General features: G+C 54.2%; 14 protein-coding genes. 10 read left to right on the top strand and 4 right to left on the bottom strand.

Going from position 1 to position 14,002, the window contains the following annotated elements:
• Positions 1 to 28: 28 nt before the first annotated feature.
• Both HZZ01_RS10615 and HZZ01_RS10620 read left to right on the top strand, forming a co-directional pair.
• Positions 29 to 856, top strand: a complete 828-nt coding sequence (locus HZZ01_RS10615) for an AraC family transcriptional regulator (protein WP_179897219.1) — start codon at positions 29 to 31, stop codon at positions 854 to 856.
• A gap of 77 nt (positions 857 to 933) precedes the next feature.
• A complete protein-coding gene (locus HZZ01_RS10620) occupies positions 934 to 1,893 on the top strand; it encodes a DMT family transporter (protein ID WP_179897221.1) in 960 nt (319 codons plus the stop codon).
• A gap of 923 nt (positions 1,894 to 2,816) precedes the next feature.
• On the opposite strand, the gene HZZ01_RS10625 is transcribed toward HZZ01_RS10620, so the two are convergent.
• Positions 2,817 to 3,212 (bottom strand): transposase, encoded by a 396-nt coding sequence (locus HZZ01_RS10625; protein WP_090963707.1) that lies wholly within the window; start codon positions 3,210 to 3,212, stop codon positions 2,817 to 2,819.
• A 524-nt stretch (positions 3,213 to 3,736) separates the two neighbouring features.
• On the opposite strand from HZZ01_RS10625, the gene HZZ01_RS10630 reads away from it, so the two are divergent.
• Both HZZ01_RS10630 and HZZ01_RS10635 read left to right on the top strand, forming a co-directional pair.
• Entirely contained in the window at positions 3,737 to 4,993 is a 1,257-nt protein-coding gene (locus HZZ01_RS10630; protein WP_179897223.1) for an oligosaccharide flippase family protein, read from the top strand.
• An 8-nt stretch (positions 4,994 to 5,001) separates the two neighbouring features.
• The gene (locus HZZ01_RS10635) at positions 5,002 to 5,952 is read left to right on the top strand and encodes an ATP-grasp fold amidoligase family protein (RefSeq protein WP_010252168.1); all 951 of its coding nucleotides are present in this window, start codon (positions 5,002 to 5,004) and stop codon (positions 5,950 to 5,952) included.
• Positions 5,953 to 6,018: 66 nt separating this feature from the next.
• On the opposite strand, the gene HZZ01_RS10640 is transcribed toward HZZ01_RS10635, so the two are convergent.
• Together HZZ01_RS10640 and soxS are read right to left on the bottom strand one after the other, a co-directional pair.
• Complete coding sequence (locus tag HZZ01_RS10640; protein ID WP_179897225.1) at positions 6,019 to 6,300, bottom strand: YjcB family protein; 282 nt, start codon at positions 6,298 to 6,300, stop codon at positions 6,019 to 6,021.
• 253 nt (positions 6,301 to 6,553) lie between these two features.
• Positions 6,554 to 6,979: a superoxide response transcriptional regulator SoxS gene (gene soxS / locus HZZ01_RS10645; RefSeq protein WP_179897227.1), complete on the bottom strand. Its 426-nt coding sequence runs from the start codon at positions 6,977 to 6,979 to the stop codon at positions 6,554 to 6,556.
• Positions 6,980 to 7,079: 100 nt separating this feature from the next.
• Between soxS and soxR the strand changes: the two genes are divergently transcribed.
• The 4 genes from soxR to HZZ01_RS10665 all read left to right on the top strand — a co-directional run bounded on the left by soxR (position 7,080) and on the right by HZZ01_RS10665 (position 11,772).
• Positions 7,080 to 7,565 (top strand): redox-sensitive transcriptional activator SoxR, encoded by a 486-nt coding sequence (gene soxR, locus HZZ01_RS10650; protein WP_090963716.1) that lies wholly within the window; start codon positions 7,080 to 7,082, stop codon positions 7,563 to 7,565.
• Between the two features lie 39 nt (positions 7,566 to 7,604).
• A complete protein-coding gene (locus HZZ01_RS10655) occupies positions 7,605 to 8,270 on the top strand; it encodes a glutathione S-transferase family protein (RefSeq protein WP_179897825.1) in 666 nt (221 codons plus the stop codon).
• 357 nt (positions 8,271 to 8,627) lie between these two features.
• Complete coding sequence (locus tag HZZ01_RS10660; RefSeq protein ID WP_179897229.1) at positions 8,628 to 9,977, top strand: NCS2 family permease; 1,350 nt, start codon at positions 8,628 to 8,630, stop codon at positions 9,975 to 9,977.
• Positions 9,978 to 10,122: 145 nt separating this feature from the next.
• Positions 10,123 to 11,772, top strand: coding sequence for a Na+/H+ antiporter (locus HZZ01_RS10665; RefSeq protein ID WP_179897231.1), 1,650 nt, complete (start codon positions 10,123 to 10,125; stop codon positions 11,770 to 11,772).
• A gap of 45 nt (positions 11,773 to 11,817) precedes the next feature.
• Here the strand turns inward: HZZ01_RS10665 and HZZ01_RS10670 are convergent, their stop codons facing one another.
• On the bottom strand, positions 11,818 to 12,720 hold the full coding sequence (locus HZZ01_RS10670; RefSeq protein WP_179897233.1) for a LysR family transcriptional regulator: 903 nt from the start codon (positions 12,718 to 12,720) through the stop codon (positions 11,818 to 11,820).
• A 103-nt stretch (positions 12,721 to 12,823) separates the two neighbouring features.
• Between HZZ01_RS10670 and HZZ01_RS10675 the strand changes: the two genes are divergently transcribed.
• Entirely contained in the window at positions 12,824 to 13,249 is a 426-nt protein-coding gene (locus HZZ01_RS10675) for a CidA/LrgA family protein (protein ID WP_179897235.1), read from the top strand.
• A complete protein-coding gene (locus tag HZZ01_RS10680; RefSeq protein ID WP_179897237.1) occupies positions 13,242 to 13,937 on the top strand; it encodes an LrgB family protein in 696 nt (231 codons plus the stop codon). Before HZZ01_RS10675 ends, HZZ01_RS10680 begins: the two co-directional genes overlap by 8 nt.
• Positions 13,938 to 14,002: the final 65 nt, after the last annotated feature.

The following is a 14,002-nucleotide window of genomic DNA, read 5'->3' on the forward strand; positions in this document are numbered from 1 at the left end:
AACGGACTGGTTAAATAAGGAGAGAGAAGTGGAAGGTGTTCCGGCTAGTTTCCCCTATGAGAAAGATCGCGCCCGGTTTCAGCAACTCGCTGAGCTGCCCGGTATAGAGCTCTATCAGGCCCATATCTCTCGCTATGCCTTCGAACCTCATACCCATGAAGCCTTTGGGATCGGCACTATCGAAGCGGGCGCGCAGCGCTTTCGCTATCGCGGCACCGACTATACTGCCCCGGAAAACTCGCTGGTCATGATGAACCCGGATGAGCTGCATACCGGTGAGTCAGCGTGCGAGGAGGGATGGCGCTATCAGATGATCTACATTCAGCCACAGCTGATGGATGAGCTGACCGGCGATCGCGGCTGGTGGTTTAACGAGGCGTTGCTGACCAATCCATGCGTGGCGCAGCCGCTCTCCTGCCTGCTGACCGCACTCTGGCAGGCGGAGTCTGAGCTGGCGCGCCAGAGCCTGATCGCCGAGCTGCTGCTGCAGATCCGTCCGCTGGCCCGCATGTCCTCACAGGGCAGACCTGATGCCCGTCATCGCTTTGACCAGGTAAAAGATTTCCTGCGCGCCAACCTCGCAGAACCTGTGCGGCTGGAAGAGCTGGCGGCACTGGTATCGTTATCGCCATGGCACTTCTTACGCGCCTTTCGCCAGCACTATCACGTTACGCCGCATCAGATGCTAATGGCTTTCCGACTCTATGACGCCAAGCAAAGGCTGGCACAGGGTGAAGCGGCTGCCAGCGTTGCGGCGGCAGTGGGATTAACCGATCAGGCCCATCTCACCCGCGCCTTTGCAAACCGGTATGGCATCACGCCGGGCCGCTATCAAAAACAGGTTTGCCAGCCTTAATACCACCGCAATCTGCTACAAGCATTCCCCGCCCGAACCCGCCACACTCCATTAAACGTCTATATAAGGAAGAAATCATGTTTGCGGGTGTTATGTTTGCTATCACTGCCGGGTTGATGTGGGGGCTAATCTTTGTCGGGCCGCTGCTGATACCTGACTATCCTGGCGCCCTGCAGTCGGCGGGACGTTATGTGGCGTTTGGACTGATTGCGCTGCCGCTGGCCTGGCATGGTCGTCGTCGCCTGCGCAAGCTGGGCCGGGCCGACTGGCGTGAGGCGGTGAAGCTCTCGCTGGTGGGAAACCTCTTCTATTATGCGTTTCTGGCGAACGCCATTCAGCGCACCGGCGGGCCGGTCTCCACCATGATTATCGGCACGCTGCCGGTGGTGATCGCCGTGACCGCCAATCTCTGTTACGGCCATCTCGAAGGAAGGCTACCATGGCGGCGGCTGGTTCCGGCACTGATCATGATGGCGGCCGGATTACTCTGCGTAAATGCGGCGGAGCTACAAAGTCAGGGCACCACAGTGGATCTGGGCCGCTATCTGACCGGTATCGTGCTGGCACTGTTAGCGGTAATGTGCTGGACCTGGTATCCGCTGCGCAATGCCCGCTGGCTGCGAACCCACCCCGAACTCCGTCCCTCAACCTGGGCCACCGCGCAGGGCATCGTGACGCTGCCGATGGCGCTGATCATGTACGCGCTGGTCAGTGTGCAACTCGCCTGGCAACAGCCTGATTTTTCGCTGCCCTTTGGGCCGCGTCCCACTGTGTTTATCTCCCTGATGCTGACGATTGGCCTGCTCTGCTCCTGGCTGGGCACCTTATGCTGGAACGCTGCCAGCCAGCGCCTGCCTACCGTACTGATGGGACCGCTGATCGTTTTCGAGATTCTGTCTGGCCTGTTGTGGACTTTTCTCTGGTATCAAAGCTGGCCACCTCAGCTCACCGTGACAGGCATTATTTGTCTGATGGTCGGTGTACTGTGGGCGATGCGTATCAAACCCCAACCTCATGTGGTCTCACTTAACCCGTAAGCCGTATAAATCAGGCAAACCCTTTTGCCGTGTGGAAAACCCGCTGCGCGGCTTTTTAAGATTAAACCCTATCCCGATTTGCACGCTCTGCGGCAGATTTATGCCGCGAAATCGATTTCATTCCGCTGCGTGATTGTACTGTCCACTCTGATTCACTCTTTTATCCCTCGCTCTTCAGTAAAAAAATGGCACTCAGGGTCTGCTGAACAGGGCTCTTTTCAGCCCTGGCAGAACCTTACTGCTCAGATATCCGTCATTAATCAGGGAAAATAGTGCGGCATTATGGACGTTACGCTTTTATCAGAGGCTATTTATTGCTGTAAGGTCCGTGGAAAGAGAGGCCAGAAACCACTATTAACTTCACTCAATGATAAATGAGTAAGAAAATTCCGCCGCTGCGCTATTAATTAAAGATTAATCTCTGGCATCAATGATGCGCAATGAAGAGAGTGAAAAGATAGACACTGAACGTTAGTGATAAGGAGCAATAAACTATTTATCCTGGATTAATCCTGGAGAAAGTTAATGCAATAAACCCATAGCCGGGAATTAAAACGAAGCCGCAGAATTTGAGTTAGTGCCACAATTAACTTAAAAAAAGGATGGTTGTTTTTCGCGCGGTGTTTAAAGCGGCTTAATAGAATTGAAGGGAATTAGTTCCGGTGATTAGCTGGGCTTACGTAAAAAATGGAGGGCCCAATCCCGCGTAAACGAGATTGGGAGGGGGCGAATAGCCGTAGAATGCGAGACTTTTGCTGTTGTGAATCAATTTTACCGCAAAAAAAGAAGCTTAGCCGTGAAGCCATTCATTAGTTATAAATGGAGCGGAAAAGGGTGCCGCAATTGTCCTGTTAAATGATCTTCATCTCTTCTGGTAAGAACAAATCTCAGCGTTAAGTCTAAAAAGCGCGGTAGCATTGGGTTTAGCGATTCTCCGTGCCTGACGGATAATGGTATACGCTACGGCTGATATCTAATAAGCGGCAGCTACGACGGGTACCGATGTCGAAGGTAGTCTGCAGGAAATCCACAGCCTGACGTTTTTCATTCGTCGTAAAGAAGTGCTTCAGAACGCTCTGCAGCATCTCTTTATCTGAATTGAGCGTCTGCAATTCACGCGTGATGTTTTGCAGTTTTTCTTCCAGCTCTTTGATTTTTCTGCCTTCTTCCGAAGACAACCCAGAAAACTTCTTCTTCCAGCTATAGAACGTGGCTTCAGAGATACCTAACTCTTCACAGATCTCTCTGACTTTCACGCCCGATTCAGAAGCTTTAATGGCATTTGTGATTTGATCTTCGCTGTATCGTGACTTTCTCATAAATGCTCTTACCTTTCTTATCGATTAATGGATGAGAATGACTTTAATAATTTCTGGCACTGTAAGATTTTATTAAGGCAGTATTAAAGTGCGCGAATTGAATTGCGAAGCCTAAATTAAGATATTTAGAAGAAATATCATCATGGGATAAATCTTATTTTATTCTTATCAGGGGGGCGCGCCTTCCTGGAGGGGGATTTTTGTTATAAATTCATCGCATCCAAAATACGAAAAAATACAACGTACACAGGATATTTACCCTTACCGACGGGATTATTATGTCGGCAGGGCTCTTTAAGGCTGTTTTATTTTCAGCCTGAAATCGTTTCCATTTGAAGTGATTCGCACCATTTATAATAAGAATTATCCTGAATTCACTCTCCGGATTATGATTTGCATCTCAATTTTCGGACCAGCTTGGTCTGAAGTCTTATGTTTTCGCCAGGCCCACTGAGCGCTTATTAATTCGTTACAGGGATGTTGTACCGAAGCGGTTGTAGTTGAGTAATACTAAGGAAGAGTTGATGAAATTGAGCGTAATGTCTAATGCCGCCTGGATGATGTCTGAGAAGATCATCTCCGTTTTTGGCGTCATTTTTGTGACGTCTTACGTGGCGAAGTCCTTTGGGCCAACGGTGTTTGGCCAGATGGCGTTTTCTACCTCACTATTCGCGATGGTGCAAACCGTTGCAATCTTTGGCACCGAAACCATTCTGTTTAAGCGCGTCAGCAAAAATGCGTCAAAAGGCCTGCGCCTGATGACCATCGCCCGCACGATGCGCATGGTGTTATTGCTGGTCACTTCGGTGCCAGTCTTAATCTGGGTCTGGTACAACATGCAGGAAAACTTCCTGGCGTTTGCACTGGCCTCATTTATTGCCTCGGTTTTTGTCACGCAGGACACTTTCAGCGTTTATAACAACGCACGTCTTGCCTCGCGTCTTAACACCATCGCTAACGCAGTGGGCATGCTGCTGAGTTTCGGCATCAGTTTCACCGTCGCCTGGCTGCGTCTTAACCCGCTGTGGCTAACGCTGTCGATTGTTGCCGTCACGCTGGTGCCTTACCTGATCAAACGTCGCAACTTTTATCAGGACCATCAGGATCAGATGCCGCCGCGCGAAAAGCGCACCGCCTATCTGCGCTATCTAATGTACGCCGGACTGCCGCTGGCTATCTCCAGCATCTTTATCTCGGTGCAGGTCAAAGCGGCGCAGATGTTCCTGGCAGGCACGGCTCCCGCACGCGACCTTGGCCTGTTCGCGGCAGCGAATACCATTTCCGCCTCCTGGATTTTTATCCCGGTGGCGCTCATTACCTCCTGCTTCACTGAGATCTTCAGAGAGCGCGGCGAGGTCGCCATTAAGCTGGCGGCGCGGCTTAATGGTTACGTTATGGGTGTTTCATTGTTGATGCTGCTTGTCATTTCGCTTTACGGCGAGCGGATCATCATTGCGTTGTACGGACCGGCTTACACACAGTCAGGAAGTCTCATTACGTTGCTGTCGATAGCGACCAGCTTTTCGGCAATGGGGACCGTAGCGTATCGCTACATGGTCAAAGAGGGAGGATTTAACTACTTGCTGAGGAAAATCATCTGCCTGATGGTCATCAGTTTGCCGCTCTCCTGGTGGTTGATCCAGGGTCACGGCATCATGGGGGCCGCGTGGAGCGTTTTCCTTTCAGAACTTTTGTCCCTGACCGTAATGAATTACTTCTTTAAAAACGGCGTCATTCAAAAGATTCAGGTTTCCTCACTCAACTACAAAACATACAAATGAGGTCAGATATGCTCAAGTTGAAAGAAGAACTCAGAAGAAGTGTGCAGTATTTTATTAAGAAAATGCCCTGGGCTTATCAGGACCGCATTTACTACTTCCACAAGTTCAGAAAGCTGCCCAATCTGCGTCAGCCAAAAGTGTTCAACGAGAAGGTGTTGTACCGTAAGTTTATCTTCGGCGATTACCAGAGCTATGGTCGTCTGTCAGATAAGTACTCGGTGCGCGAATTCATTGCTGAAAAAATCGGTAATGAATACCTGATCCCGCTGGTACACGAAACCACTGATCCGACAACGCTGAATAGCTTACCCTGCTGGAAGGGAACGGTGATTAAGCCGAACCACGCCTCCAACATGGTAGAGATTCTGCTGGAAGAGCCGGACGCACTGCGCAAGCAGCAGATCATTCATGACTGCTATCGCTGGCTGAAGACTGACTTCGCTAACGAAGCGCGTGAGATTCACTATCGCTACATCAAGCCACGTATCCTGGTTGAGAAGTACATTGGTGATGGCAAAAGTGCGCCGATTGATTACAAGTTTCATATGTTCAACAAGCGTGATGGCAAGTTCGAATATGTGCTGCAGGTGATCTACAACCGCTGCCAGCCGCTGCTGTCGATGAACTTCTACGTGAATAACCTCAATGAGGCTTATCACAAGATTCGCGATACCGGTCTGGATGTGTCTCCGATTATGCCTTCACTGGAACATGCGCTCGAACTGAGCAAGAAGCTGGCCAGCGATTTCGACTATGTGCGTGTGGACTGGTATATCCATGACGAGCGGATCTACTTTGGCGAACTGACCTTCACCCCAGGTGCAGGACTGGTTACCGGATTAGATCGTGGTTTGAATCAGATGATGGGAGATATGTGGATTCAGGATCGCCGCGGAACGCAGAGCCCGGGCGTTACAGTGCAGGATGTTAATATCCCTGCCATGTTGAAGAAAATTTAAGCACACACAGCAATATAAAAAACCCCGCTTAGCGGGGTTTTTTATGCGCAAAATTCAGGGAATCAATCAGGGCATCGGCCAGTCAGCAGGCGCCTGGCTCATCGCATCAATAAAGGCATGCTTCGAGATTTCCACGAAGTTATGCACGTTTTCCATGCTCAGGGTAATGCCCATCAGCCCGGTAACAAACCAGCAGGTCATGCCTAAACCAATCCCGCCACACATAAATGCCATCACGTGACGGCTATCCTGACGAAGTTTAGTTTTCAGGGTGCTGGCAAAAAACATCATGACTGCGCTCAGCAATTCCCAACGCATAACAAGAAAACTGGTGGTTAACGTAGCCATTGGCCGGACCTCAATATCAACAGGTAATCCTGACAATCTGCGGACATCACCGGCGACAAAAAAGTGTGTCAGGGAAGCCTTTTTTGCCGTCAAACCAGGTTTAAAGTGTGACTTGGGTCACATTATATCACCCGATTTTAAATTTTGAACAAAATTTACACGGGTATGGCAGTGACACGAAGGAAGGGTAAGCAGCAGAAGAAGAACGGCGGAAATATCAGGCAGATGCGCCCGGGGCGGGCGCAACAAAGAGTTAACGAACCGGGCAGCATTCGCCGGTGGTGCGCTGGGTAAAGCTGTTGATCGGATCGTTACAGCCAAAACTCAGCAGGCGAGGGCGTTGAATCGCCTGGCGTCGCATGGTGTGGCGGTATGCGGTAGGCGTCTGGGCAAATTGACGGCGAAACACCCGTGAGAAGGTCTGCTGCGAGTCATAGCCATACTGCATCGCAATATCAAACACCGGGCGCTGTGTCAGCGACAGGGCTTCTGCTGCCAGCGTCAGACGGCGTTCACGAATATAGCCACCCAGCGTCTGTTTCGTTACCGAACGGAACATACGCTGCAGATGCCATTTCGAATAGCCTGATTTCGCCGCAACTTCATCGATAGACAGGCTCTTATCCAGGTTCTGGTCAATCCAGTGCGTCAGGGAATGAATGATCTCTTCTTGCATCATGGCCTCATCCTTCTGGTGCTTAGTCAGTGGTAATAGGAGTTTAGGGGTTTCAATGGAGAGCGAGTATAATTCCTCAAGTTAACTTGAGGTAAAGAGCCTGATGAAAAAAGAACGCAACTATCCAAAACCGGTTTTAACACCGGGCGAAGTGGCACGCCGCAGCGGTGTGGCGGTCTCGGCGCTGCACTTCTATGAGACCAAAGGGCTGATCTCCAGCACCCGTAACAGCGGAAATCAGCGTCGGTACAGCCGTGATGTGCTGCGTCGCGTCGCGATTATCAAGATTGCACAGCGCATCGGCATTCCGCTGGCCACGGTCAGCGACAGTCTGGATCACATACCCGCGAACAAACGCATGTCAGCCCCGGAGTGGGATGCGCTGACGCAGCACTGGCGTGAAGAGCTGGATAAGCGCATCGAAACGCTGACCCGCCTGCGCAATGATCTGGATGGTTGTATCGGCTGCGGTTGCCTGTCGATGCGCGACTGCCCACTGCGTAATCCCGGCGACCGGCTGGGTCAGCAGGGCTCCGGTGCGGTGTTGCTCGACCCGGAACAGGATGATAAACATCCGGACGTGGAGTGACGTCTATACTTGGTGAAGGTCAAAACACAGGGAATCATGATGATCACCGTTCACCATCTTGAGAAATCACGCTCGCATCGGGTGCTCTGGCTGCTGGAAGAGCTGGAAGTGCCGTACCAGATGAAACGCTATCAACGCGAACCAACCATGCTGGCCCCGGAGGCGCTGAAAAAAGTGCATCCACTGGGAAAATCTCCGGTCATTACTGACGGCAATCAGGTGGTGGCAGAATCAGGCGCCATTCTTGAATACCTCGAAGAGAAATATGATCACGAGTTCCGGCTGAAAGTCAGTGATGAGGAATCACGGCTACAGTGCCGCTACTGGCTGCACTATGCCGAAGGCTCGCTAATGCCGCTGCTGGTAATGAAGCTGATCTTCGGTCAAATGGGTAAGGCGCCGGTGCCGTGGCTGCTACGCCCGGTCGGGGCTGCTTTTGGTAAAGGCGTGCAGAAAGCGTTCCTGGATAAACAGCTGAAGCCGCACAAGCAAATGATCGAACAGCATCTGGCTGCTAACCCCTGGTTTGCCGGTAAGCGTTTCTCAATTGCGGATATCCAGATGAGCTTTCCACTGCTGGCGCTGGCGCAACGTGCCGGACTTGATCAGATGCCTGCTACCGGGAAATGGCTGCAGACTGTGCAGGAGCGTGCTGCCTGGCAACGCGCGATTGTGCAGGGCGGCGAGCTTTCGCTGCCAGGTTAATGCCCCCTCTCCACCGGCGTAGCTTGTCTTATCAGGGCTGCGCCGGTGTCCATCTCCTTAAAAGTTCTTTAACTTCAATAGCTCAGCACTTTATGCTGACGAAAGCCTCGCACCAGGAAGCCGCTTACGCCTGATCTTTATGCTGAAGATTCTCCCTCTGACAGTTGAAAATGTGCCGCTAAACGCCGGATAATCGCATGCCTTTTTATCTGGCTGCTTTTGACGGCCAACTATCTGCGGCAAGGTAAACGTTTGCCTGCCGGGTGAATCCCGACAGTGACGCCGTCTACCCGCTTATTCCAGGGACAGCGATGGTCGCAGAGCGATCCACACAACAAAAATTTTTGAGGCTCAACTATGTCAACTGAATCACGCCCGGCCAGTGGAAAACTGGACGCCTGGTTCTCGATCTCGGCGCGCGGCAGCAGCGTACGCCAGGAAATTCTGGCCGGACTCACCACCTTCCTGGCGATGGTCTACTCCGTCATTGTGGTGCCGGGAATGCTGGGCAAAGCCGGTTTCTCCCCTTCGGCTGTATTTGTCGCCACCTGCCTGGTTGCCAGCGTTGGTTCCCTCCTTATGGGGCTGTGGGCCAATCTGCCGATGGCCATTGGCTGCGCGATCTCTTTAACCGCCTTTACTGCTTTCAGTCTTGTGCTGGGTCAGCACATCAGTGTGCCGGTGGCGCTGGGCGCAGTATTCCTGATGGGCCTGCTGTTTACCCTGATCTCGGTGACCGGCATTCGTGCCTGGATCCTGCGTAACCTGCCGATGGGGGTGGCGCACGGCACCGGCGTCGGGATTGGCTTGTTTCTGCTGCTGATTGCCGCTGATGGCGTGGGTCTGGTTGTGAAAAATCCGGCACCGGGCCTGCCGGTGGCGCTGGGTCACTTCACCACATTCCCGGTGATGATGACGCTGCTGGGGCTGGCCGCGATTATTGGACTTGAGAAGCGCCGGGTGCCGGGCGGCATCCTGCTGACGATTATCGCCATCTCGCTGCTGGGCCTGATTTTTGATCCGGCGGTGAGCTATCAGGGGTTGTTTGCACTGCCAAGCCTGCGTGACGCCAGCGGCCAGTCGCTGCTGTTCAGCCTCGACATCATGGGTGCAATAAAACCTGCTGTGCTGCCCAGTGTGCTGGCACTGGTGATGACAGCGGTCTTTGACGCCACCGGCACTATTCGCGCGGTCGCCGGTCAGGCAAACCTGCTGGATAAACAGGGCCAGATTATCAACGGTGGCCGTGCGCTGACCAGCGACTCTATTAGCAGCCTGTTTGCGGGACTGGTGGGCGCGTCACCGGCTGCGGTCTATATTGAATCGGCGGCAGGCACGGCGGCGGGCGGCAAAACCGGCCTCACCGCGATTGTGGTCGGCCTGCTGTTTCTCGCCATCCTGTTTATGTCGCCGCTGGCTTATCTGGTGCCCGCTTATGCTACTGCGCCGGCATTGATGTATGTGGGGCTGCTGATGCTCAGCAACGTGGCAAAAGTCGACTTCGGTGATTTTGTTGATGCGATGTCGGGCCTGTTAACGGCAGTGATCATTGTGCTCACCTGCAACATCGTGACCGGCATCATGATCGGTTTCGCCAGCCTGGTAGTAGGGCGTCTCTTCGCCGGTGAATGGCGTAAGCTTAACGTCGGCACCGTGATTATTGCCGTCGCGCTGGTGGCGTTTTACGCCGGTGGCTGGGCGATCTGACTGTACAACCGGGCGTGCGACTGCGCGTCCGGAATTTTTCACTTTTTTCCCGCCCGGCGCACGCGTAGCTGACAATCTTCACCGCCGTTTGTTTTACACTTTATCGCTTAACCAATGATTGAAAGAAACGACGCCTAAGGAAAGCATGGAAATCTTTTTTACTATTCTCATCATGACGCTGGTCGTGTCGCTCTCTGGCGTCGCGGCCCGTATTCTCCCTTTTCAGATCCCGTTGCCGCTGGTTCAGATCGCCGTGGGTGCGATGCTGGCCTGGCCAACGTTTGGTCTGCATGTCGACTTTGATCCGGAACTGTTTCTGGTGCTGTTCATTCCGCCGCTGCTGTTCGCGGATGGCTGGAAAACGCCGATCAGTGAGTTCCTGCATCATGGTCGCGAAATTATTGGCTTAGCGCTGGCGCTGGTCCTGATTACCGTCATTGGTATCGGCTATCTGATCTACTGGATGGTGCCAGGTATCCCGCTGATTCCTGCCTTTGCGCTGGCGGCGGTGCTGTCGCCAACCGATGCCGTAGCGCTCTCCGGCATTGTCGGTGAAGGCCGCATTCCCAAGAAGATTATGTCGATTGTGCAGGGTGAAGCCCTGATGAATGATGCATCGGGCCTGGTATCACTGAAATTTGCCGTGGCCGTCGCCATGGGCACCATGGTGTTTACCTGGGGCGGTGCCAGCATTGAGTTCATGAAAGTCGCCATTGGCGGCCTGATTGCCGGTGTGGCGATCTGCTGGCTGTACGGTAAATCACTGCGCCTGTTCAGCCGCTGGAGCGGGGATGATCCGGCCACACAGACCGTGCTGCTGCTGCTGTTGCCATTCGCTTCTTATCTGATTGCTGAACATCTGGGTGTCTCAGGCATTCTGGCGGCCGTGGCGGCCGGTATGACCATCACCCGTTCCGGTATTATTCGTCAGGCACCGCTGGCGATGCGCCTGCGTGCCAACAGCGTCTGGCAGATGCTGGAGTTCATCTTTAACGGCATGGTGTTCCTGATGCTGGGCCTGCAGTTGCCGGACATTCTGCAGACCTCAATCGACCAGGCTCAGGCCGATACCAACGTCGAGCTGTGGATGCTGTTCGCCGATATCGGACTGGTTTATCTGGCGCTGATGCTGGTGCGTTTTGGCTGGCTGTGGATTATGCAGCGTCTGAGCAAACGTCTGTTGAAGAAAAAGCCGCTGGAGTTTGCTAACTACTCGTTGCGTGAGCTGCTGATCGCCACGTTTGCCGGGGTGCGGGGTGCGATTACCCTGGCAGGTGTGCTGTCGATTCCACTTTACCTCACTACGGGTGATCCCTTCCCGGCGCGTTATGAGCTGGTGTTTATCGCTACCGGCGTGATTCTGGTCTCATTGCTGGTGGGCGTGGTACTGCTGCCGATTCTGCTGCGCGGCATTGATAGCATCGACAAAGGCGCGCATCGCCGTGAGCTGCAAAATGCCCGTGCGGTGATGGCGGGTGCAGCGGTTGAGAGCCTGCATAAGATGGAACAGCGGCTGGAAAATGAGTCGGAAGAGAACATCGATCCGGAACTGCTGAAAGAGGTGAGTCTGCGCGTAACAGGCAACTTACGTCGTCGCGCCGAAGGCAAGAATGACCTTGAGCATGCGCTGTACGCTGAGAACCTTGAACGTCGATTCCGCCTGACCGGGCTGCGCGCTGAACGCGCTGAGCTTTATCATCTGCGCGCGACCCAACAGATCTCCAATGAGACGATGCAGACCTTACTGCACGACCTGGATCTGCTGGAAGCATTGCTGATAGAAAAAGAAGAGTAAGCCCTGACTGGCACGCCTGCGCATTTATGCGGGCGTGCCAGCTTTTCACACCGATAGCCGTGGAGGCTCATCCGGCCAGTGCTCGCGGCAACAGTTTATCCACGCCTGCGCACTGCGCGACAGATAACTCCCTTCCCGCCAGATCAATCCCAGACTCCACTTCAGCTCCGATTCCAGCGGCAGCCACAATAGCGACTGCTTATCCAGCCGCTGACAGATCGGCTCCGGCAGAATCGCCAGCCCCATCTCCGCCTGCACCATCGCCGCCAGAAAATCCCACTGACCGCTGCGCACCGCCACCGTTGGCGTCAGGTTAAGCCGCTGAAACGCCTGCATCAGCTGACGATTCAGCGAAAACTCCTCATTGAAAATCAGCAGCGGATGCTCAGCCAGTTCTGCCAGCCCAATCTGCTGGCGGCTGAGCCATTCCGGGCGTCGTGGCAGCAGCACGCAGAGCGGATGATGCATCAGGGGCAGCGTGTTCAGCGGCAGCTCGGCGTCGACCGGCAGCGCGGTCAGGGCGATATCAAGACTGCCCGCCAGCACCGCCTGCTGAACGGTCAGACCGCCGAACTCCGAAATTTTCAGCTTCACGCCAGGATAGCGACGGCGAAAAGCCGAAATCGATCCGGCTATCTGCATACCCACCATCGGCGGAATACCGAGCCGCAGCTCACCGGTTTTGAGTTGGTTGATGTCTCCAATCTCCGCCTCCAGCTGATGAAACTCCTGCAGGATCGCCAGGCCGCGCTGATAGACCGCCTGGCCGCTGTCGGTAAGGTGCAGGCGACGGCCATCGCGCAGGATCAGCGTGCAGCCCAGCTCCTCTTCCAGCTGGCGCAGCATTTTGCTGATGGTCGGCTGCGTCACAAACAGCTTTTGCGCCGCACGGGTAAAGCTCTGCTGGCGAACCACTTCAGTAAAGTAACGCAGGGCGCGAACATCCATAACTATTCCTTTCAGGCATGATTCAGATAATTTTAATTCATTTTTTTCACCTTGTGCTGGCGTTTTATACTGGTGACATCAATTTAAAGGGGGAGACAAAGTGATGGCGTTAGCGCTCACTTTCCGCAGCAACCGCGCAGTGCAATGGCTCAGCCTGCCACTGCAGCTGGGTTTCTATATCGGCCTGTTTATCGCCTGCGATCGGCTGGTGAGCTGGCTGCACCTGCCGCTGCCCGCCAATATCGTCGGGATGCTGTTGCTGCTGGCGTTAATCGTGACGCGGGTTGTGCCGCTGAACTGGGTAAAAGCCGGGTCACGCTGGTTGCTGGCCGAGATGCTGCTGTTCTTTATTCCGGCGGTGGTGGCGGTGGTGAATTATGGCGATCTGCTGCGGGTCGATGGCCTGCGCATCTGCGTGGTCATCGGCGTCAGCACGATGCTGGTGCTGGCATCCACCGCCTGGGTAGTGGACCGGCTCTATCAGTATGAAGTCGCGCGCGCCGCGCGTAAGCAGGATCCCGATGCGTGATGTTCTGCTCAGCCTGCTCTGTGTGGCGGTTACGCTGCTGGTTTATACGCTGAATAAACGGCTTTATCGTCGCTGGCGCACACTGCTGCTGATGCCTCTGGTGATGACGCCGCTGGTGCTGGTGGCTCTTCTGCTGCTGACGCACATCAGCTGGCAGGACTATATTGCAGAAAACCACTGGCTGCTCTGGCTGCTGGGACCGGCGACGCTGGCGTTTGCAGTGCCGGTCTATGAGAACGTTGAGATTATTAAACGCCACTGGCTGTCCCTGAGCGCGGGTGTTCTGACCGCCACGCTGGTCGCCGTCTGCAGTTCGGTCTGGCTGGCACGACTGTTAACCCTGCCGGAGTCGATCCAGCGCAGCCTGGCCGTGCGCTCCATTACCACACCGTTTGCACTGGCCGCAGCCGGACCGATTGGCGGTCAGCCCGATCTGGTGGCGCTGTTTGTGGTGATGACGGGCGTGTTTGGCATGGCAATCGGTGACGTGCTGTTTCTGCGCATCGCAATTAAGCAGGGCGTGGCGAAAGGGGCCGGATTAGGGGCTGCGTCGCACGGTGCGGGAACCGCTCGCGCTTATCAGCTGGGGCAGCAGGAGGGCGTGGTCGCCAGCCTGGTGATGATGCTGTCTGGTGTTGTGACCGTGGTACTGGCCCCGCTGATTGGACACCTGATGTGGACAATATAGTCTACACTGCGTTGCCAACGGCAACTCTCCTGGCAGAGACACGTATTTTTACGTAAAGTTTTCCA

The organism is Pantoea sp. WMus005 (assembly GCF_013415305.1).
In the GTDB taxonomy this organism is placed as follows: domain Bacteria; phylum Pseudomonadota; class Gammaproteobacteria; order Enterobacterales; family Enterobacteriaceae; genus Pantoea; species Pantoea rara.